General features: G+C 34.4%; 20 protein-coding genes. 12 read left to right on the top strand and 8 right to left on the bottom strand.

What is annotated here, in order from left to right:
• Nucleotide 1: 1 nt before the first annotated feature.
• From ABF281_RS02735 to ABF281_RS02725, 3 genes are read right to left on the bottom strand one after another with little or no spacing between them, the layout of a single operon-like run.
• Entirely contained in the window at nt 2-514 is a 513-nt protein-coding gene (locus ABF281_RS02735; protein WP_347180165.1) for a DUF2480 family protein, read from the bottom strand.
• 9 nt (nt 515-523) lie between these two features.
• A complete protein-coding gene (locus tag ABF281_RS02730) occupies nt 524-844 on the bottom strand; it encodes a DUF59 domain-containing protein (protein ID WP_347180164.1) in 321 nt (106 codons plus the stop codon).
• Between the two features lie 19 nt (nt 845-863).
• On the bottom strand, nt 864-1289 hold the full coding sequence (locus ABF281_RS02725) for a SufE family protein (protein WP_347180163.1): 426 nt from the start codon (nt 1287-1289) through the stop codon (nt 864-866).
• 101 nt (nt 1290-1390) lie between these two features.
• Between ABF281_RS02725 and ABF281_RS02720 the strand changes: the two genes are divergently transcribed.
• Nucleotides 1391-2311, top strand: coding sequence for a PfkB family carbohydrate kinase (locus tag ABF281_RS02720; protein ID WP_347180162.1), 921 nt, complete (start codon nt 1391-1393; stop codon nt 2309-2311).
• A 59-nt stretch (nt 2312-2370) separates the two neighbouring features.
• A complete protein-coding gene (locus ABF281_RS02715; RefSeq protein WP_347180161.1) occupies nt 2371-4245 on the top strand; it encodes an amidophosphoribosyltransferase in 1875 nt (624 codons plus the stop codon).
• 85 nt (nt 4246-4330) lie between these two features.
• On the opposite strand, the gene ABF281_RS02710 is transcribed toward ABF281_RS02715, so the two are convergent.
• Together ABF281_RS02710 and tilS are read right to left on the bottom strand one after the other, a co-directional pair.
• Nucleotides 4331-6925: a phosphoenolpyruvate carboxylase gene (locus ABF281_RS02710; protein WP_347180160.1), complete on the bottom strand. Its 2595-nt coding sequence runs from the start codon at nt 6923-6925 to the stop codon at nt 4331-4333.
• Between the two features lie 104 nt (nt 6926-7029).
• Nucleotides 7030-8304: a tRNA lysidine(34) synthetase TilS gene (tilS, locus tag ABF281_RS02705; RefSeq protein WP_347180159.1), complete on the bottom strand. Its 1275-nt coding sequence runs from the start codon at nt 8302-8304 to the stop codon at nt 7030-7032.
• Nucleotides 8305-8564: 260 nt separating this feature from the next.
• Between tilS and ABF281_RS02700 the strand changes: the two genes are divergently transcribed.
• Nucleotides 8565-9068, top strand: coding sequence for a hypothetical protein (locus ABF281_RS02700; protein WP_347180158.1), 504 nt, complete (start codon nt 8565-8567; stop codon nt 9066-9068).
• Between the two features lie 81 nt (nt 9069-9149).
• Here the strand turns inward: ABF281_RS02700 and ABF281_RS02695 are convergent, their stop codons facing one another.
• Nucleotides 9150-10430, bottom strand: coding sequence for an anthranilate synthase component I family protein (locus tag ABF281_RS02695; protein WP_347180157.1), 1281 nt, complete (start codon nt 10428-10430; stop codon nt 9150-9152).
• Nucleotides 10431-10538: 108 nt separating this feature from the next.
• Between ABF281_RS02695 and ABF281_RS02690 the strand changes: the two genes are divergently transcribed.
• Complete coding sequence (locus ABF281_RS02690) at nt 10539-11267, top strand: NRDE family protein (protein ID WP_347180156.1); 729 nt, start codon at nt 10539-10541, stop codon at nt 11265-11267.
• A gap of 7 nt (nt 11268-11274) precedes the next feature.
• Nucleotides 11275-12276, top strand: coding sequence for a DUF6695 family protein (locus tag ABF281_RS02685; protein ID WP_347180155.1), 1002 nt, complete (start codon nt 11275-11277; stop codon nt 12274-12276).
• On the opposite strand, the gene apaG is transcribed toward ABF281_RS02685, so the two are convergent.
• Entirely contained in the window at nt 12257-12643 is a 387-nt protein-coding gene (gene apaG, locus ABF281_RS02680; protein ID WP_347180154.1) for a Co2+/Mg2+ efflux protein ApaG, read from the bottom strand. The genes ABF281_RS02685 and apaG overlap by 20 nt on opposite strands.
• Before the next feature lie 22 nt (nt 12644-12665).
• On the bottom strand, nt 12666-13925 hold the full coding sequence (locus tag ABF281_RS02675) for a DUF5103 domain-containing protein (RefSeq protein ID WP_347180153.1): 1260 nt from the start codon (nt 13923-13925) through the stop codon (nt 12666-12668).
• A gap of 183 nt (nt 13926-14108) precedes the next feature.
• On the opposite strand from ABF281_RS02675, the gene ABF281_RS02670 reads away from it, so the two are divergent.
• From ABF281_RS02670 to ABF281_RS02640, 7 genes are all read left to right on the top strand, one after another.
• Nucleotides 14109-15461, top strand: a complete 1353-nt coding sequence (locus ABF281_RS02670; protein WP_347180152.1) for a Na(+)-translocating NADH-quinone reductase subunit A — start codon at nt 14109-14111, stop codon at nt 15459-15461.
• On the top strand, nt 15461-16636 hold the full coding sequence (locus tag ABF281_RS02665) for an NADH:ubiquinone reductase (Na(+)-transporting) subunit B (RefSeq protein WP_347180151.1): 1176 nt from the start codon (nt 15461-15463) through the stop codon (nt 16634-16636). The genes ABF281_RS02670 and ABF281_RS02665 overlap by 1 nt, the downstream gene beginning before the upstream one ends.
• Before the next feature lie 2 nt (nt 16637-16638).
• Nucleotides 16639-17337, top strand: coding sequence for an NADH:ubiquinone reductase (Na(+)-transporting) subunit C (gene nqrC, locus ABF281_RS02660; protein WP_347180150.1), 699 nt, complete (start codon nt 16639-16641; stop codon nt 17335-17337).
• Between the two features lie 2 nt (nt 17338-17339).
• Nucleotides 17340-18014: an NADH:ubiquinone reductase (Na(+)-transporting) subunit D gene (locus ABF281_RS02655; protein WP_347180149.1), complete on the top strand. Its 675-nt coding sequence runs from the start codon at nt 17340-17342 to the stop codon at nt 18012-18014.
• 14 nt (nt 18015-18028) lie between these two features.
• Entirely contained in the window at nt 18029-18643 is a 615-nt protein-coding gene (gene nqrE / locus ABF281_RS02650) for an NADH:ubiquinone reductase (Na(+)-transporting) subunit E (protein WP_347180148.1), read from the top strand.
• Nucleotides 18644-18664: 21 nt separating this feature from the next.
• Nucleotides 18665-19960: an NADH:ubiquinone reductase (Na(+)-transporting) subunit F gene (nqrF, locus tag ABF281_RS02645; protein ID WP_347180147.1), complete on the top strand. Its 1296-nt coding sequence runs from the start codon at nt 18665-18667 to the stop codon at nt 19958-19960.
• 86 nt (nt 19961-20046) lie between these two features.
• A complete protein-coding gene (locus tag ABF281_RS02640) occupies nt 20047-22239 on the top strand; it encodes an alpha/beta fold hydrolase (RefSeq protein ID WP_347180146.1) in 2193 nt (730 codons plus the stop codon).
• The last annotated feature ends 108 nt before the right edge of the window (nt 22240-22347 follow it).

The raw sequence follows: 22347 nt of genomic DNA, 5'->3' as shown, positions 1-22347 counted from the left end.
CTTAGGTTGTTTCTGTTTTTTTGTATAACGGAACAGTTGAGCATGCCTCACCATACATGATGCTTTTGGCTATTGGAAGTAATTTGCTTACCAGTAGTGTATATGCAGATTCTGGTATTGGTTTGTGAGCACAGCCTTTGATGATTACGGGCTTGTTTTCAAAGGATTTGGTATCAAATTCTGTAATGATTTCAGTGTACAAGACAGTTTCTAAAAGATTTAAGTTTCCAACAATACATTTTTTGGCATATGGACTAGCTTTAGTTGTGAGTAAAAGATAGGCCCAGGAAGGAATGATGGCTTCCGTTGTACAACAGAATGCGATATATTTGCCTTCTAGAGATGACCAGTTGTATGCATTCACTTTTTCTCTAAAATCATTTTCTTTTAAAATAACACCTTGGTATAGCCAATCTTTTATATCAAAAAGGAGACGTTCTCCTGAAAGATAAAAATCCTCGAGATCAATGTTTTTTAGATTACTATTGGCAACTCTATTTACAATTTTGTCCATTGGAACAGATTATAGAAATCCTAATTCAAGTTTAGCTTCTTCACTCATCATGTCTTGAGTCCAAGTAGGATCAAATGTAAGTTCTACTTCAGCGCTCTCTATTTCCTCTAACGCGCAAACTTTTTCTTCTACTTCTTTTGGCATTGTTTCTGCTACGGGACAATTTGGAGACGTTAGTGTCATTAATATTTTGGCTTGTTTTTGATCGTTAACCAAAACATCATAGATCAAACCTAGTTCGTAAATATCTACAGGTATTTCCGGGTCATAAATAGATTTTAGCACATTTACAATTTTATCTCCTATTTCAACAGTTTCTTTGTGGTCCATATTTTTTAATTTTTAGCAATTAGGCGTTTAATTTACTTTGCATTCCTAAAGCATAAAGTTTTATTTGTTTGATCATTGATACCAAGCCGTTTGCTCTTGTTGGCGACAAGTGTTCTTTAAGTCCAATTTCATCAATAAAATCCATATTGGCTTCTAAAATACTTTTAGGGGATTGGTAGTTGAAAACACGAAGTAAAACCGCAACAATTCCTTTGGTGATAATCGCATCACTATCTGCAGAAAAATGTATTTTGTCTTCAACAAGTTCAGAATGTAACCATACATTTGATTGACAACCCTTTATTAGATTGTTGTCTGTTTTGAATTGGTCATCGATTATAGGTACAGATCTTCCCAATTCTATCATGTGTTCATAGCGAAGAAGCCAATCATCAAACATAGAAAACTCATCAACAATTTCCTCTTGTATTTCTTTGATAGTCATATTTTAAACTTATTTTTGCTACGACAAAGATACTGAGTAAAAAGCTAGGATACAATAGGAATTAGAATTGATTCTAGGTTTACAATATTGAAAAAATAAGAATGAGTAAATTATTGGTGATTGGTACAGTAGCTTTTGATGCTATTGAAACTCCTTTCGGGAAAACACCCAAAATTTTAGGAGGCGCAGGGACCTATATAGGATTGTCTGCAAGTAATTTTAAGAATGTTGACACAGGTCTAGTTTCTGTTGTAGGTGAGGATTTTCCACAGGAGTATTTTGATATTCTTCATCATAAAAATATCGATACCACAGGAATTGAGATTGTGAAAGATGGGAAAACATTTTTTTGGAGTGGTAAGTATCATGATAACATGAATAAAAGAGATACCCTTATTACGGAATTAAATGTATTAGAGCATTTTAATCCTGTTGTTCCAGAAAAATATAGAGATTCAGAGATTGTCATGCTGGGGAACTTACATCCTTTAGTCCAACATGCAGGGTTAGAGCAAATGCTTAACAAACCCAAAATGGTAGTTCTTGATACCATGGATTTTTGGATGGATATTGCTTTAGATGATCTTAAGATGTTATTAAAGAAAGTAGATGTTATTACCATAAACGATGAAGAAGCACAGCAATTGAGTGGGGAGTATTCTTTGGTAAAAGCAGCGGCTGTCATTCATGAGTTAGGTCCAGAGTATGTTGTTATAAAAAAAGGAGAGCATGGTGCTTTGTTGTTTCACAAAGACAATATGTTTTTTGCTCCAGCATTGCCTTTGGCAGATGTTTTTGATCCAACTGGTGCAGGAGATACATTTGCAGGTGGGTTTACAGGTTATTTAGCCCAACAAGATGAAATAACATTTGAAAAAATAAAAAATGCAGTGATTTGGGGGTCTAATTTAGCTTCTTTTACTGTGGAAGAATTTGGAGTAAAACGTATAGCAGAAGTTTCTTACGAAGAAGTTGAAGAGCGTTTAGAGAAATTTAAAGAGTTAACGAAATTTTCTTTGTAATTTTGTAAAGAATTAAAGTGCTACACTGGGTGTAGAACAAAATCAATAAAAGATACAATATGTGTGGTATTGCGATGGTAAGGTTGCTTAAACCTTTAGAGTATTATAAAGAAAAATATGGTACAGCTTTTTATGGTGTAAATAAGATGTATCTATTAATGGAAAAGCAACACAATCGTGGTCAAGATGGAGCGGGTTTTGCAAGTATTAAGTTTAATGTGAATCCGGGAAGCAGATACATAAGTAGAATACGTTCTAACAAGCAACAACCTATTCAGCATATTTTTAAAAAAATTAATGAGCGCATTAGCGATACTGTTGATGCAAATCCAGACAAAAAAGATGATGTAGCTTGGCTAGAAAAAAACACTCCATTTATTGGTAATTTGTTTTTAGGACATACTAGATATGGTACGTTTGGAGGAAACTCTATTGAAAACGTACACCCTTTCTTACGTCAAAGTAATTGGAGACATAAGAATTTAATTGTAGCAGGAAATTTCAATATGACTAATTCGAAGCAACTCCTAGATGAGTTGATTGAGTTAGGTCAACATCCAAAAGAAAGTACTGACACAGTAACGGTAATGGAAAAGATTGGTCATTTCTTAGATGACCAAGTTGAATCTCTTTATCAAGAAATAAAAGAGGAGTATACCAAAAAGGAGGCTTCGCCTGTTATTGCTGAAAAAGTAGATATTATAAAAATTCTTAAAAAAGCAACCCGTAGCTTTGATGGAGGATATGCCTTATCTGGTTTATTGGGTCATGGAGATGCCTTTGTGATGAGAGATCCTTCTGGGATCCGTCCTGCTTTTTATTATAAAGATGATGAGGTGTTGGTAGTTGCTTCAGAGCGACCAGTTATACAAACAGCATTCAATGTATCGATTGAAGAGGTGAAGGAGTTGGAGCCCGGGCATGCTATCGTAGCTAAAAAAAATGGCAAAGTAATTATAGACAAAGTATTAGAGCCCAAAGAGAAAAAAGCTTGTTCATTTGAACGTATTTATTTCTCACGAGGCGGAGACGCTGATATTTATAAAGAACGAAAAGATTTAGGAATTCGACTTTTTCCACAAATTGTAGAAAGTATTAAAGGAGATATTGAAAACACAGTGTTTTCATATATTCCAAATACCGCAGAAACTTCTTATTATGGAATGTGTGAAGCTGCGGAAGATTTTCTAAATACTCAAAAAACAGAAAAAATATTATCTGGAGGTAAAAAATTAAGCGCTCAAGAGGTCAGTGATATTTTGTCAGTAAGGCCACGTTTTGATAAATTGGCCATCAAGGATGCTAAATTAAGAACCTTTATTACTTCAGACGATAGTCGTGATGATTTGGTGGCTCATGTTTACGATGTGACTTATGGAGTTGTTAAAAAAGATGATCATATTGTTATTATTGACGACAGTATTGTAAGAGGGACAACCTTAAAAAAGAGCATTATTAAGATTTTAGATAGGACGCAACCCAAGAAAATCATAGTAGTTTCCTCTGCTCCCCAAATTCGTTATCCTGATTGTTATGGGATTGACATGGCTAAATTAGGAGATTTCATTGCTTTTAGAGCAGCTGTAGAGTTGTTAAAAGAAACGGGTCAGTATCAAGTAGTGACAGATGTTTACAATAAATGTTTGAATCAACGAGGTAAAGAAGATGCAGGTATTTTCAATTTTGTTAAAGAAATTTATAAGCCTTTTACGCCAGAGCAAATTTCTGCAAAAATTTCAGAGATGCTAAAAACACCTCAGATCAATGCAGAAGTAGAAATTATATTTCAAAAGATAGAAGGATTACATGCTGCGTGTCCAGACCATAAAGGAGATTGGTATTTTACTGGTGATTATCCAACAGATGGAGGGAAACGCGTAGTTAATGAAGCCTTTATTAATTTCTACGAAGGAAATAACAAAAGAGCCTATTAAAAATTCAAGAGCTTAACGATATATTAAGAAAAAAATAGCCGTTTCAAATTTTTGAAACGGCTATTTTTTGTTTTGTAGACTTTTTTTAAGCAGAGTTTCTACTTGCATTGGTGTTTCCAAATAAGGATCTAGTTACAATTTTCTCAAATGTTTCTAGTCTCTTTTGGTCTGGATTGGCACCTGGCTTATTCATCAACTGTACTTCTCTTAAAGCGTATTGTTGAATTGTTAAAAGCGGTAATACGATAGAGTCACGTACTGCAATAGAGGCTTTCCCATCAGGGAAGTTTTGCATCAACTCTTTGTGTCCTGCTAATTCTAGTAGTAATTCTTTAGTTAGTAAATATTCATCGTGTATGATGTTCCAGAAAGCACCAAATTCTTCGTCTTTTGCCATGTAGTTGGTCAAAGCAAAGTTTGATTTTTCCATAGACATTACACTGTTCTCCAATAATGTTTTAAAGAAGTTTGAGTTGTTGTACAAATCTTGAATTTTATCAAATTCACCAGCGTCTTTATATTTCTTAAAAGCGGTACCCACTCCATAGAATCCAGGTACGTTTTGTTTCAATTGTGACCAAGATCCAACGAAAGGTATTGCTCTTAAATCACCAAAGTTTAAACCGCTAGCTTTTCCGCGTTTTGATGGTCTAGATCCAATATTTGCTTTTCCATAGTACTTTAGGGTACTCATTCTCTCAAGATAAGGAACAAACATTTCGTGATTTTTAAAGTTTGAATAAGTGGCAAAACTTATTTCAGCTAAACTTTCCATCAGTTCTTTTTGTTCTTCTGTCAGAGAAGCATTCATAGGATCGTTAAAAATCTTGTTTGTTATTCCTGCTCCTAACATTTGTTCAATATTGTATTGAGAAGAATCAAGGTTTCCAAAATTAGAGCTAATGGTTTGGCCTTGTATAGTCAACTGGATTTCTTTATGCTCAATGTTTTCTCCTAGTGATGCATAGAATTTAGAAGTCTTCCCTCCACCTCGTGCCGGAGGTCCTCCACGTCCGTCAAAGAAAATAACCTTAATCCCAAACTCTCTGGATACTTTAGTTAGTTCTTCTTTGGCTTTGTAAATACCCCAATTGGCCATCAAGTAACCTCCATCTTTAGTTCCGTCCGAGAAACCTAACATGATGTTCTGCTTGTTTCCTCTCAGGGTGATATGTTCTCTGTATTCTGGTATTGAGTACAATTCTCTCATAACTTGAGGGGCAATTGCTAAATCATCCACAGTTTCAAATAATGGTGCTACATCTACATGTAATCCTTCATCAAAACCTGAAATGTTTAGCATGGCGAAAGTCTCCATCACATTAAGAGCTGTTTGGTTATTACTAATGATATATCTATTAGCTCCTCTTACACCATTTTCTTTTTGGATAGTTCCGATGGCTCTCATAGAACTTAATGTCCTAACTACCATTTCTTCAGAAAATTGATTTGGATTTACATCTCCCTTAACTTTTGCTAAAACTTGGATTTGCTCTTCTGGTGTTAATTCTAAGTAATTATTTGGGAAAATTGTATTTCCTTTTTCTTGGAGCTCTTTTACAATACCCGTAAAGACGTCATGATGTACGCGGCTATCTTGACGAATATCCATAGTCGCAAAATGAAAGCCAAATAATTTGACTTTGTTGATAAAGCTGTCTACCTCTTCAACAAACAGACTGCTATACTCTTCTTTAAGGGTCAGCTTGATGTCAGTCATTTTGCTGATCAGTGATTGGACAGAAATCCTAATGGTAGAGTCTTCGGTTATACAACTGTCATAAAGATTAGCTTCTATTTCATTCATGATTTCAAAAATACCAGGGAAAGTAAGTCTGCGCTTTAATTGGCGTATATCTCTGAAGTAATTCTTCAGAATCGATTGTCTCAGTTTTCTAGCAACTCTTAATGTTGTTTCAGTTGTAACAAATGGGTTTCCATCTCTATCTCCACAAGGCCAAAAACCTAAGTTTATGATTTCATTTTTAATTTCTTCTCCCTCGAAAAGATGATAGTGAATATAGTCGTATATTTTACTCATAGAGTGGTAAAATACATTTTCTAAATACCAAATCAAGCTTATTGCTTCGTCATACGGAGTTGGTTTTTTGTCAGCAAAAAACGTAGTTCTTCCCAATTGGGCAAGTAGCTTTTTAATTAGACTTAGATCGTCTGTTTTTATAGCTTCTTGTAAATCTGTTAAAATGGTCAGTACTGTACCCGGGTAAAATTGTGTTGGGTGAGCGGTTAAAACCAGTCTAGTTTTGAATTCTTCTAAGTAATGCTTTAGTTCGTTTCTCACTCGCTTAGCACTTGCTTCTTCTTTGATGTTTCTCAAGGTTCCTACTCCCGACATATTATTTACAACAGGGAAGGCAGCGTCTTCTATGGCGTCAAATAATACAACTTGTCTTTCAATATATTGGATAAATTTAAAAAGGAAAGTGATTTTGTCTTCTTCTGTAGAATCAGATTTATATTTAGTGAAGAATTCATCTACAATTTCCGTAGGGGTTTTCCCATTTTTAAAACCTTCTATACAGCTCTCATTGAACAAAGGCAAAAGCGTTCCTGTCTGTTCTACATCATCAAAGGGTAGGGTAGCAAAAACACTGTTATAAACCTGGTATTTAGATAAAACGTTATCGTTAAATCTTGATAATTTGGTTTGTTTAGACATACTTGTTATTATTAATTTGTTGCAAGATACAACATGGTAGAGGATTTTAGAAAAAAACCGAAAAAAAATACATTTTTAAAAAAATAGTTTTAAGGTTAACAAATCTATCCTTTTGGTAAAGGTGCGTTGAGGTAAGCAAAGACTAAGTTTTCTTTCTTGGATGTTTCTGTTAGTTTTCTGTCTGCTCTTTGTCCAATAATCCAAATTACTTCTTCTTTTTGACTACAAAGTAACCATGCCTTTTCTTTGTCTCTTAAAGAGTGTTTTTCATCTTTAAAAAACTTACTTATTTTCTTTTTACCTTTCATTCCGGTAGGATAGAAATAATCACCATCCTTTCTTTTTCTAACCGTTAAGGGGAGGCTTATTTTGTTTATATCTATAGCCACACAATTTTTGTTGATTTCTCGAGCGGACTCAGTGAAATGCAATGAAATAGGTAAATGACTTGTGTCTTCTAAGTTTTTTATGGTGTATTTGTTTTTGATATCAATCTCATGGTTAATTAAAGATATGATCAAAACCTCTCTGTTGTTCAATAGTGTGTGCGTTGAGGAGTGAATTTGTTTTCCTGTTTGTGTTGAAATCAGTTTGTTGATTTCATGAGGCGAGGTAAAACCAAAAGGTTTAAAAACCTCGTAAATTTCATAGTCAGATAAGCTTTTGACTAAAGTTTTATCAATGGTAAAATCTTTTTCATTAGTCTTGAATAGATTTTTTTGTAGTGCTGTTATCTTTTGTTTGATAAAATCTTTGCTTTCATGAATTTTGACAAGGGTGTTTAAGAAATTTGATTCAAAGTTTGGGTGTAACTTGTAAAGTTCAGGGGTGATATGATGTCTTATTTTGTTTCTAAGATATTTGGTTTCTGCATTACTTTGATCTTCTCTCCATTTTGTGTTTGAGTTTTTTGCGAAAGATTCAATGTCAGCTCTTGAAAACACAAGTAGCGGTCTAATGATGTCATTATTAATTGGAGGTATTCCAGCCAAACCTTCAATTCCTGTTCCTCTAGACAGATTGATCAAAAAAGTTTCCATCACATCGTTCAGGTGGTGGCCAGTTAAGATATAATCATAGTTGTATTCTTCTTTTGTTTCTTGAAACCAACCATACCTTAGCGCTCTGGCACCAATTTGAGTATTTACCTTGTTTTTTTTGCAATAATCGTGTGTCAGGAAACGAATACTATGGAACTGATATTGATAATCTTTAGCGATTTTCTCGGTAAATTTCTCATCTAAATCACTTTCTTTTCCTCTCAGTTGAAAATTACAATGGGCCACACCAAAGTCAAATTTTAATTGATGGAACAGTTCAATCAAAACCATACTATCGATACCGCCAGAAGCTGCAATGAGTAGTTTTTTGCCCTTCAAGAAAGGGAAATTTTGGTTTAAATGGGTTTTTAGTTTTTCTAGCACAAGAAATTCGTTAGATGTCGTTGTAAGTGCTAAATTAAGTCTTTTTGGCGATGTTTCTATTTAAACTTCCATATACCTAATTTTAAATTTATGATTTTCTATGTATTTTTATTTTTTTTTCTAATTTTATTAAAAATAAGAAAGGGGGTTAAAGATCTCTAATAGGAAGGAAATAAATGATAAAGCTCTGAGCTAGTAATTAATCAAATCATAAAATGATAAAAAATCTTAAAATAGTTGCTGTTTTGATGGCAATGTCCCTTTTTCTACCAAGTTGTGCTTCTATATTTAGTGAAAATGTATACCAGTTATCTATTGATAGTGCCCCAAGTAAAGCAAACATAGTTGTTAAGGATAGGAAGGGAGTAGAGGTATATTGCGGTGAAACACCGGCCAAATTAGACCTTAAATCTGGTAGTGGTTTTTTTAAAAAAGCTAAATATGAAGTGACCTTCACCAAAAATGGCTACCAATCAGCTACAGCACCAATAGAATTTACACTTGATGATTTTTATATAGGAAACGTTCTTTTAGCGGGTGTGCTAGGAATGTTAATTGTTGATCCAATTACGGGGGCGATGTTTAAATTAGATACTAAATTCTTAAAACAAACACTCTTAGAATCAGGAGTTAGTGCTGATGAAGATCAATTAAAAGTTTATGCCCTTGATGAGATTCCGCAAGCATGGAAAGATCATTTGGTGGTCTTAGACAAATAAAAAACAAGTCATGAAAGGAAAGTAAGTTAGACTTTCACTTCTTTATGGTAGAGTTAATGTGATACAGTAGTAAGCAATTGTCTAACTCAACACTTGTCTCATGGCTTTTGCTTTGAGTAAACATTCTTCGTATTCTTGCTCTGGATCAGCTTTGGCTGTAATGGCACTACCTACAGAAAAAGATAGGTATTTTTTAGTTTGGTGATATACGATACTTCTGATGACAACATTAAAGTCAAAGTTATGATCTGGGGTGAAATATCCTACAGCCCCAGAATAAATACCTCTTTTGCTGTCTTCAAGTTTTTCAATAAATTTCATCGCAGCAATTTTAGGAGCCCCTGTCATGCTTCCCATAGGGTAACACGCTTTAATCGCATCTACGACATGGATGTTGAGCTTTAATTCGCAACTAATACTTGAGATCATTTGGTGTACTTGTTCAAAAGTATAGATGCCACAAAGTTCTTTTACTTTTACACTTCCTTTTTCAGCAATATGAGACAAATCGTTTCTGACCAAATCCACAATCATAACATTTTCTGCGATTTCTTTGGTGTTGTTTTTTAAGGCAACGATTTGATGAGCATCTTTTTCAGGAGTGTTTTCTCTTTTTGCAGTTCCTTTGATAGGTTCGGAGGTAAGTATCGTTTTCTTTTTTTGTAAAAACCTCTCTGGAGAGGCAGATAGTAAGTACTTGTCATCCATCCTTAAAAAGGTAGCAAATGGAGTTTTGGAAATGGAATTCAAATCTAAATAGGTGTCTAATGGATCTATTTCAGCGTTCTTTGCAAAGAATTCTTGGCAAAGATTTATTTCATATACTTCTCCTTTATGAATTTCGTCAATAGCCTTTTTTACCTGTTTGAGATAGGATTCCCTAGAGGTTCTCTGTTGTATGTCAAAGGTCTTTTTTACAGATTCTTTTTTGGTTGTGTTTTGAATAGCTTTCCAGTCTGTATCGATCTCATTTTCTAAGTGAGTAGGGTATTTAAAGAGCAGTCCTTGATCACAGACTTCAATGATTTTTTTAGGTTGAAAGAAATATAAATCTGGAAATGCTGCGTCATCAATGTTATTTGAGCTTAATTTTTCAGTGTCATTTTTTAAATCATAGCTCAAGTAACCAAAGGCATAATCACGAATAGAATTGATAAACTCTTTTAAATGCTCAAAGGCATTCATGTAGTCAGAAGAGATATAGCTCATCTTGTCAACAGCTAAAACCCCTTCAATATTACTTTTTTTGTGATTGTTAGAGTCTAGCCAGACAACAGTTTGGTGTTTGTTTCCCCAAATCAAAAGTTGGTTTTTTAAGGATGAAAAGTCATCAATTTCAAAAAGCCTATGTATGCGTTGCATGTATATCAATTAAGGCTACAAATTTAACAATATTGATATGGTTTTTGATGTTAAATTTATATTAATGTGTATATTTATTATAGAACTCAAAGATAAAAAAGATTACTTATGTGTACTGTAACATATGTTCCTATGGGGGAAGGGTTTATTTTTACTTCTAATAGGGATGAACAAGGGGCTAGAAAAACTATTGTTCCAGCTCACTATAAAGAGAAACGTTTGAATTTGTTTTATCCAAGAGACGAGGTTGCTGGGGGGACATGGATAGGTTTGTCAGAAGAAAAAAGATTGGCTTGTTTATTAAATGGAGGATTTCTATATCACAACCCAGCTCTTAAGTTTTCAAAAAGTAGAGGGTTAGTGGTAACCTCTATTTTGACAAATAAAGATTTCTTGTCTACATTTAAAAAAATACATTTAGCGGGTGTAGCTCCGTTTACTCTTGTAGTATTGGATTGGAGAAACACAAAGAAGATTTATGAACTGGTTTGGTGTCAAGGAAAAAAGAAAGTAAAATCGTTAATGGCAGAACAACCATGTATTTGGTCCTCTTCTACCTTATATGATTGCGAGACCAAAGCTTTGAGAGAAAAATGGTTTGAAAAAGAGGTAGTATCAAGTAAAGGAGTCAAAATAAATACGGTTTTAAATTTTCATCAAAATAAAAATTTGGGAAATGTAGAAATTGCTCCTCAAATGAAAAGAAGTAGCGTGGAAACTGTCAGTACTACTATGGTTGTTTATGAAGGAAGTCAGCTTTCAGTTGACTATTATGATTACTTGAATCAGCGTGTTTTAAAGTATGATTCTGTATTTACAGAGCCAATAAAAAGATAGCCTTGTGATGTCCGACGGTGCCATTCTTGTTTTATCTTATCCTGACACTATTGTGCGGCCAGCTTACACTGAGTTTTCAAGTAGGATATGGCCAAAATTAGGAATTGGGGGAAATCATGCTGTACAAGCTGGGCATGCAGCCCTGTTGTTGATACACAAAAACACCCAAGAAGTCGATTATTTTGATTTTGGAAGATATATCACTTCATATGGTTTTGGACGTGTAAGGAGTAAAGACACCGATCCAGAACTAGAGTTGCCATTTAAAGCGAATTTTGAAAATGACAAATTAGTCAATCTTTCAGAAATGCTCCTTTGGTTGGAGAATAACACTGAAAAAACTCATGGAGAGGGAAGATTGATTGTTGGCTTAAATACTCAGATAGATTATGATAAGGCGATTTCGTTTGTTGAAAAATTATTAGCTCTTAAAGAGCTCCCTTATGGTGCCTTTGTAAAAAACGGTAGTAATTGTGCAAGATTTGTTGCGGATGTACTAAAAAGTTCATGTGTAAATAAATCTGTTCTTTTGAGGTTAAAAATTTCAAATTTGTTGACACCTAGCCCTATTAGTAACGTGATCAAGGGGTCTACAGAAAGTGATATTTATATTGTTACAGATCAAAAAATAGGGCTCTATAAAAACAGATCAATTTTGAGAGAGTACAGAAATTGCTTGCTGAAAGAATTTTCTAATGAGGTCTGTCCGATTGGAACAGAGTTGCCCAATAGGAGTGTCTTTAATCCTAAAGACGCAACTTGGTTAGGGGGTATTGGAAGTGGTGCATGGTTTAGTTTGTCTCCAACAAAAATAGAGGGTAGATATATAATTTCAAGGTTTACCGATAGAGGATATAAAGATTTTGAGGGTTTTTTCAAGTCTAGTACCCCGGGCTTTAATCCTGAAGAACCTCACGAGTTTGTTTATCCGACAAACTGTTCAGTGGCGTATATCATACAAGATACAAATATATATGTATATCGTAAGGTCAATTCAAAACCGTCTTAGTGAGTAGTTGAAAAGAGGGAATCATGGCTTTGAATTTTTTTGTTTCATCTAGGTTCAACATTATGTAGTATCCTTTCATCGAGCCACAATTTGAGAGCAAAATACAATGAGATTTATAGGTGTGTTTTTCTGTCGGCTTGATAATGGGTTGAACTCCAACAACTCCCTCGCCTTCAATAATTTCTGTATGGTTTAAAGAATCGTATATTTCCCAATGCCTTGAGGACAATTGAACCGTATGAGGAGATAAGTTCTCAATGCTTATATAGTAGTCATACAAATAGTGTTTCTGTTGATTGTGTTCTTGAATGCCACAAAAAACAGTAGTAACAGATATTTTAATTCCTTGAGTTGTTGTCTCTATCATATATTTGGTTACGATTAAATAATTAGTTTTCAATGTCTTTTTTACTGTTACCTGTTCCATAACCGACTACTTCATAGTAAAATGAATTTTGAGGTTTAAAGTAAACCAGAGCTTCGTAATTGTTTTCAGTTTCAAAGAAAGAACCACCAATAGTTTTGTTGTTGATTTCATCATTTTCCAGAACAACAAAATTATAGTTGTAAAAGCCTTGTTTTAAGAATAAACTACAAGTCAGATATGTTCCAGTAGGATCTAGACTTAATTTATTTTCATCGCTAAATTGATAATTATTGAAGGCTCCGTAAATATAGATTTTTTTGTTTACGTATTCTTCTTTACTAAGTAAGGAGAACAACACATTGCTGTATTCTGCTTCGGTTTCAGGAAGGTTAGACTGGTGGTTTCTAATGATAAAATCTCCGTTAATGTCAGGGTTATAAGTATAGTTAGTGTTTGCTCTGCTTTTTTGAGTCGCCAAAATGGTGTTAAAATAACTGTCTACCCTATACGATGCCTGAACATATCGATTGTTTCTTAAAATTTCGTTGTTGTCAAAACTTAGAAATTCGTTACCAGCATTAAATTCACTATCGTTACTAGGTCTGTACGTGTAAGTGTTTTCATTTATGAAGGTTGGTTTTAAAAATGGAGTTTTTATTTGTTGGTCACCATTTTGAAAGATAAAAGTTTTTATTTCTTGATTTGGAAAAAGAATAGGTAATGTGTTATTCCTGATCACCATAGAGACGGCTTGTTTTTCGTTAAAAGACGATAAATCTCTACTTTCTGAAATATTTAAGTTTACCGAGAGTTTGTTTTCAAAGATGACCAATCTTCTCTCGCATACGACATCCTCCTCTGTGTTGAGAATTTGAATAAGGTAATTTCCTGACTTGGTGATGATTGTATCTTCATTTGGAATAGAAAATTCATAGTGGGTGTAGTTCTGTAGTGTGCCAAAAGAGTTTTCCATGTTGTTGATTTGCATATTGTTGAACCCGTCTATGTAATACGAGGTAGGGAGATTTGATGGGGTCCAGTCAATTTCACAGTGTGTTATCAAGTAGTAATATTCATTTTGTAATCCCTCTACATCGTCAAAGCTGAAAGTGAAAGAACCCTTGAGCGGTTGAATGGTTTTGGAAAAAAAATCATCATTGTTTTTTAGGATTACTGTCTTTATCTTTGGGATATCAATAGTTTGAGCAACAGTATAGTATGGATTTAAAACCATAACTATTAAACAGTAAAAAAGTATGTTTTTTAATCTTTGACTTGCCATTTGTTGGTTTTTTTAGACACTGCAATTTAAAAGAAAACGTTATTATAAAAACAAAATTAATTAGATTTATTATAAATAAAATAGAGCTGTAAAATTAAAGCCTTGTTTGTAGCTTTAAGAATGCACAATTTAATTAAATTTGCGCCATATTTTATTAGATAAAAATAAATTAAATTTATAAATATGTCACAAGACATTAGGGTAAAAAAAGGCTTAAACATAAAGCTCAAAGGACAAGCAGTCACGGCCGTGGCTACTGTTTCTCGTTCTGATTTCTACGCTATTAAACCTACAGATTTTCATGGTGTTACGCCAAAACTTGCCGTAAAGGTGGGTAGTGAAGTTGTTGTTGGTGATGTAGTTTTCTTTTCAAAAGATAATGAAAAGATCAAATTCACTTCCCCTGTAAGCGGAACTGTAGCAGAAATCAAGAGAGGTGCTAAACGCAAAGTGTTAGCGGTAATTATCAAATCAAGTTCAGAAGATCAATTTAAAGATTTTGGAAAATCAGACCCTCTTCAATTAGAAAAAGAGGCTGTGTTAGAAAAAATTTTAGAAAGCGGAAATTTTTCTAGTATCAAACAACGTCCTTACGATATTGTTGCAGATCCTAGTGATCTTCCAAAAGCTATTTTTGTTTCTTCTTTCGATACAGCTCCTTTAGGACCTCATTATGCATTTGCATTAAAAGGAAAGGATAAAGCTTTTCAGGCGGGGATCAATGCGTTAACTAAATTAACAGATGGCGATGTGAATCTAGCTGTGGATGCTGACGAGGTAAGTTTCTTTCATGATATAGAAAACGTAAACATTTTAAAGGTTCATGGGAAGCATCCTGCTGGTAATGTAGGAACTCATATTTCAGCAATCAATCCGATAAATCAAGGGGATCTTGTATGGACGGTCAGTGCTCAAGGCGTTGCGACTATTGGGGAGTTGTTCTTGACAGGAAAATACAACCCAACAAAAATTGTTGCTCTAGCAGGTTCTCGAGTTAAAAACCCTCAATATTTTGAGTTAAGATCGGGACAAAATATTAAAAAATTATTGGAAGACCATGTTGAGGTTGAGGGTTCTAGAATTATCTCGGGGAGTGTTTTGACGGGGACTCAAATTCAGTTAGATGATTATCTTGGTTTCAACGATAATTTGATTAGTGTTATTCCAGAAGGAAATAAACATCGTTTCTTTGGTTGGTTTCCATTTGTAGGTAGTGGTTCAATCCATAGTGCTTCTAAAACCTCTTTTTCTTGGTTAACGCCCAATAAAGAATATGACCTAGACACTAGCTTGAATGGTGAAGACAGAGCATTGGTTGTAACGGGAGAAATGGAAAAGTATGTAGCTTTAGATGTTTTTCCAATGCAATTGCTTAAGGCATGTATTTCGAATGATATAGAGAAAATGGAGAATTTAGGGATTTACGAAGTAGCCCCAGAAGATTTTGCATTGGTTGATTACACCAACACTTCTAAGTTAGAAGCTCAAGAAATCATCAGACAAGGATTAGATTTAATGATAAAAGAAGTAGGTTAATGGATTTTTTAAGAAAGAAATTAGACGAAATAAGAAAGCCTTTCAATAAGGGAGGTAAGTTTGAAAAATTTGCTCCGGCAATAAATTCATTTGACACCTTGTTGTTTGTGCCCAAGCATAACACAACTAAAGGTTCACATATTAGAGACGGTGTAGATTTAAAAAGAACAATGGTGACGGTTATTATAGCTTTACTACCAGCGATGTTCTTTGGTATGTATAATATTGGTTACCAACATTATTCTCAATTAGGAGAGAATACAGATTTATTAACCTGTATGATTTTTGGAGCTTGGAAATTTTTACCAATGCTTGTGGTTTCATACGGAGTAGGTTTGGCTATAGAATTTGGTTTTGCTATATATAACAATCATGAAGTAAATGAAGGTTATTTGGTTTCAGGGATGTTAATTCCTCTGATTATGCCAATTGATTTTCCTTTATGGATGTTGGCAATATCTGTCATCTTTGCTGTGTTTATTGGTAAGGAAGCTTTTGGGGGTACAGGAATGAATATCTTCAATCCCGCTTTGATAGCCCGAGCTTTTGCATTCTTTTCCTATGCACCGCAAATGTCAGGAGATAAAGTTTGGGTTGCAGATGCTAGTACCGTTGATGCTATTTCTGGTGAAACAATTTTGGGTATGTTAGCTGCCAATCAAGACAAAGCAGAAGCTTTAGTTTCTGGAGCAGCAAATGCTAGTTGGTCAGTCATGGAAATGGTATTGGGTTACATTCCAGGTTCTGTAGGAGAAACTTCTGCTATAGCAGTGTTGATTGGAGCCGTAATCTTAATTGCTACTGGTGTTGCCTCATGGAGAATCATGCTAGGATCTGTTTTAGGTTGTGCAGTCATGGGATTGATATTTAATCAAATTGGTTATAATTCCTTGATGAGTTTTCCATGGTGGAAGCACATGTTAGTGGGAAGTTTCTTATTTGCTACAGTTTTTATGGCAACTGACCCTGTGTCTGGTGCACAAACAACCAAAGGAAAATGGATTTATGGGTTTCTTATCGGGATATTTGGGTTGATGATCCGTGTATTCAATGGTGCGTATCCAGAAGGATGGATGATGGCTATTTTATTAATGAACGTTTTTGCTCCTACAATTGACCATTATGTGGTAGAGGGGAACATTAAAAAACGTAAAAATCGTTTAAAAACTGCTTAATTATGAATAAGAATAGTAACGCATATACGTTTATCTTTGCAATCATTATTGTAACAATTATTGCAGGGTTATTAGCATTTACTGCCACAAGTTTAAAACCTTTACAGGATACAAACGTAAAAGCAGAAAAAATGCAAAATATACTTGGAACCATTGGAGTAACAGGTGTATCGAGAGAGCAAGCTGAGGTGGAATTTAACAAGTACATCAAAGAACAACTAGCATTGACAAACGATGGAAAAATAGATGAGACTACCAATGCGTTTAAAATTGGTCTGAAGAATGAAGTCAAGAAGAGTGATGAGAACCAGCGTTATCCTTTATACAAAGCTCAAAAAGATGGAGAAACTTATTACATAGTTCCTTTATATGGAGCAGGACTTTGGGATGCTATTTGGGGATATGTAGCTTTGGCTTCAGATAAAAACACAATTGTAGGTGCCAATTTTGACCACAAAGGAGAAACACCTGGTTTAGGTGCAGAAATTACTACAGATTGGTTTCAAGCTCAATTTACAGGAAAAAAAATCATAGATGAGTCAAACAATTTTGTTTCCGTTACAGCAATTAAAGGTGGAGCAAAAGTAGGAGACGATCATGGTGTTGATGCCATCTCAGGAGGAACAATAACCTCTGATGGAGTATCAGCAATGATCAGTGAGCGTTTGTCACATTATTTACCTTATTTTAAAAATAACTAATCATGGCAGAAGGAAAAGAAGCATTGTTTTCAAAGCAAAATAGGGCGCTATTATCAGATCCGTTAGACGATAACAATCCGATTTCAGTACAAGTACTAGGGATATGTTCGGCATTGGCAATTACGGTTCAACTAAAGCCTGCCGTCGTAATGTCTTTAGCGGTATTATTTGTTGTTATTGCATCAAACGTTATCGTTTCTTTAATACGTAATTTGATTCCAGGACGTATTCGTATCATTGTTCAATTATTAATTGTTGCCTCTTTGGTGATTTTAGTTGACCAGGTATTAAAAGCTTATGCTTATGACGTAAGTAAAGAGTTGTCTGTATTCGTTGGATTAATTATTACCAACTGTATAGTGATGGGACGTTTAGAAGCATTTGCTTTAGCAAATGGACCATGGAAATCTTTCTTAGATGGAGTGGGGAATGGTGCAGGTTATGCATTAATCTTAGTATTAGTAGCCGTCTTTAGAGAATTACTAGGTTCCGGAAAATTGTTTGGAATTGAGATTTTAGGCCATAAAGCCAAAACCATTGCAGAGTCTACAGGCTTGTATTCTTTGGGATATGAAAATAATGGATTTATGTTATTGTCTCCTATGGCATTGATTACCGTAGGAATCATTATCTGGATTCAGCGCTACAAGAATAGAAAATTAATTGAACAACACTAAAATCTATAGTTACGATGGAATATATTAACATCTTTGTAAAAAGTATCTTTATAGACAACATGGTATTTGCATATTTCCTAGGGATGTGTTCTTACTTAGCAGTATCAAAAACCGTAAATACAGCCGTTGGTTTAGGAGCAGCAGTAGTATTTGTGCTTTCTATTACGGTTCCAGTAAACTTTTTAATTGACGCATACTTGCTTAAGCCTGGTGCCTTAGCCTGGTTAGGGAAAGAATATGCGAGTATTGATTTGTCATTTTTAAGTTTTATCATGTTTATCGCAGTTATTGCGTCTATGGTGCAGTTGGTAGAAATGATTGTTGAACGTTTTGCGCCTGCTTTGTATGGGGCATTAGGTATTTTCTTACCATTAATTGCTGTAAACTGTGCAATTTTAGGAGGGTCTTTGTTTATGCAACAAAAAGATTTTGCTAATGTGGGAGAGTCTGCAGTGTATGGTTTTGGGTCAGGAATTGGTTGGTTGTTAGCTATTGTTGCTATTGCAGCGATTAGAGAAAAGATAGCATACTCACACATACCTGGACCGTTAAAAGGTTTAGGAATAACGTTTATTATCACAGGTTTAATGGCGATAGGATTTATGAGTTTCTCAGGAATCAAATTATAATAATAAAGAACAGATTTAATTATGAATGTAATTGCAATTAGTATCGTTGTTTTCTTGATTATTGTTTTAATCTTAGTAAGTATTTTATTAGGAGCTAAAGCAAAGTTATTACCGTCAGGGAAAGTTAAAGTAACGATCAATGGAGAGAAAACAATCGAAGTAGAAACAGGAAGTTCTTTGTTAGCTACTTTAGGGAATGAAAAGATATTTTTACCATCAGCTTGTGGTGGAGGGGGTACTTGTCTACAGTGTGAGTGTCATGTTCATTCAGGTGGAGGTGAAGCTCTACCAACAGAAACCCCTCACTTTACTCGTAAAGAATTGGCCAAAGGTGCTCGTTTGGGTTGTCAGGTGAAAGTAAAGAGTGATATGGATATTTCTATACCTGAAGAAATCTTTGGGATTAAGAAATGGGAAGCAACTGTAGTTAGAAATTATAATGTTGCATCTTTTATCAAAGAATTTGTGGTGGAGATACCTGAAGATATGGATTATAAAGCGGGAGGATATATTCAGATTGAAATACCACCATGTGAAGTCAAATATTCTGATATGGATATCACAGCACATCCAACAGATCATCCAGGAGAACCAGATAAATTCCAACAAGAGTGGGAGAAATTTGGGTTGTGGCCATTGGTGATGAAAAATACAGAAACCATTGAGCGTGCTTATTCTATGGCTTCTTATCCTGCTGAAGGAAGAGAGATCATGTTGAACGTACGTGTGGCATGTCCTCCGTTTGATAGAGTCAAAGGTGGTTGGATGGATGTAAATCCAGGAATTGCTTCTTCTTATGTGTTTAATCAAAAGGTTGGAGATAAAGTAACAATATCTGGTCCTTATGGAGAGTTTTTCATTAATGAAGATTCTGATGCTGAAATGATTTACGTGGGTGGTGGAGCCGGAATGGCACCAATGAGATCTCATTTATACGAGCTATTCCATACGATGAAAACAGGACGTAAAGTAACTTACTGGTATGGAGGTCGTTCAAAGCGTGAATTGTTCTATATTCATTACTTTGAATCTTTAATGGAGAAATTTCCAAATTTCAAATTACAGTTGGTACTTTCAGAGCCTTTACCAGAAGACAATTGGAAAGTAAAGAAAGATATCAATGACGAAGATGGTGACGGATTTGTAGGATTTGTTCATCAATCATTGATCGATAATTATTTAAATGAACACGAGACGCCAGAAGATATAGAATTTTATTTCTGTGGTCCACCAATGATGAACCAAGCTGTTGTTAAAATGTGTGATGATTTAGGTGTTCCAAAAGAAAACGTCCGTTTTGATGATTTTGGGGGATAGAGTTTGATTCCCACCACGATATAAAAAAAAGCTTTCTAGAATTTCTAGAAAGCTTTTTTTTATATCGTGATTAATTTCATAGCTTGATGTCTCAATTATTAATTCTAGTCATGATCACGAAAAGTTCAGTTTTGTTTTTTTTATCTGTATTTTGCTCTGTTATGGTTACTGCTCAAAACAAGCATATTTCTTTGGATGAAATATGGAGTGGGGCTTTTAGAACCAAACAAATGAATACTTTTCATAGTTTAAAAAACGATAAAGAATATACAATGTTGAGTTGGAACTCTTCCACTCGTTCTACTTCAATCGATTTGTACGATTACAAAACTCAAGAAAAAAAGAGAAGACTTGTAGATTCTTCGTTAATTGGAGTTGTTCCTTTTTTTGACTATTCTTTTAGTAACAACGAAGATAAATTGTTGTTAGCAACTGAAATTAAACCCATCTATAGGAGGTCTTTTTCTGCAAAGTATTATTTATATAACCTCCAAGAGAATACAAAAATTTCTATTGATGAACGACAAATTCAGAACCCTACTTTTTCCCCTGAAGGGAATAAAATAGCATATGTGTTTGATTGTAATATCTATATAAAAAACCTCGATAATAACATTACAACTCAAATTACCTTTGATGGTAAAAAAAACAAAATAATTAATGGGATTACCGACTGGGTGTATGAAGAGGAGTTTGAATTTGTACGTGCTTTCGAATGGAGTAAAAGTGGGACATACCTTGCTTATTTAAAGTTTGATGAGTCTAATGTTCCGGAGGTTTCCATGAATATTTATGGTCAGCATCTTTATCCTAAGCAGCAATCGTTTAAGTATCCTAAGGCTGGACAAAACAATTCAGTAGTTTCCCTACATACTTATCAGCTCAGTCGTAACGAAACGAATACAGTTTGGCTTCCCAATGACTCTTACTATATTCCAAGAATTAAATTTACACAAGAAGAGGGTTTATTAAGTGTGCAAACCCTCAATAGACATCAAAATAATTTAAATCTTTATTTCTGTGATGTACACAGCAAGCAATTGAATTTAGTCATAAATGAACAATCAGAGCGCTATGTAGAACTCATGAATCAGGTTATGTTCATAGAGAATAACAGTTTTTTTTGGAGGAGCGAGCAAGATGGGTTTAACCATATTTATCTCTATTCAAAATCTGGGAAATTACAAAATCAAATAACGAGTGGTAATTGGGAGGTTACCGATTTTTATGGTTACAACAAAAAAGACAACACTATATATTATCAATCTACTGAAGATGGAAGTACGAATCGAGCGGTTTATCAAATTGATTTGAACAGTAAAAATAAAAAAAAACTCAGTACCTCTGTAGGGACCAATTCTGCGGTATTTAGTCCGAGGTATACCTATTCCATCAATACATTCTCTAGCGTTACTGTTCCTCCTCGCGTCAGTTTGAAAACTGTTCAAAAGACTACGGAAATAAAAGAGCTGATGAATAATAACGAATTACTTAAAAAATTAGACGATTATGCTCTGTCTAACAAAGTGTTTTCTAAGATAAAAGTAAATGATAATCTTTTAAATATGTGGATGATAAAGCCCATTGGTTTTGATGAACAGAAGAAATACCCTGTCCTGATGTATCAATATAGTGGACCAGGATCACAAGAAGTAGCTAATAGATGGAATAATGTTAATGACTATTGGTTTCAATTACTTGCCTCTAGAGGGTATATTGTGGTTTGTATAGACGGAAGGGGTACAGGTTTTAAAGGTGCGGAGTTTAAAAAAGTAACCTATAAGCAATTGGGTAAGTATGAAGTAGAAGATCAAATTCAAGCGGCAAAACAACTTGGGTTGCTGTCTTATGTGGATAAAAGCAGAATTGGAATTTGGGGCTGGAGTTATGGAGGTTTTATGAGCACGAATTGTCTTTTAAAAGGGAATGATGTGTTTAAAATGGCTATAGCGGTAGCGCCAGTGACAAGTTGGAGATTTTACGACACCATCTACACTGAGAGATACATGCAAACACCACAAGAAAACCCTAAGGGGTATGATTTGAATTCTCCTCTTTATTATGCAGATCAATTAAAAGGTAGTTTTCTACTCATTCACGGTGCTGCGGATGACAATGTTCACCTTCAAAATACGATGGCTTTGATCACTGAGCTAGTGAATAAGAACAAACAATTTGATTGGGCTATTTATCCAGATAAGGATCATGGCATTTATGGCGGTAATACAAGACTTCAATTGTATCAAAAAATGACCAATTTCATAGAGGAGTCTCTTTAATCATACATTTTTAAAACCACAATAAAATCATTTTTCATTCCATTTATTTGTTGGGAAGTGTGCTTACGCACAGATTCTAGATTTAAAAAAGGGATTTAGTTTTATAAT

The organism is Wenyingzhuangia sp. (genome assembly GCF_039768515.1).
Classification (GTDB): Bacteria; Bacteroidota; Bacteroidia; order Flavobacteriales; family Flavobacteriaceae; genus Wenyingzhuangia.
Note: the sequence above shows the minus strand (reverse complement) of the source record. Positions and strands in the feature narration are given on the sequence as shown.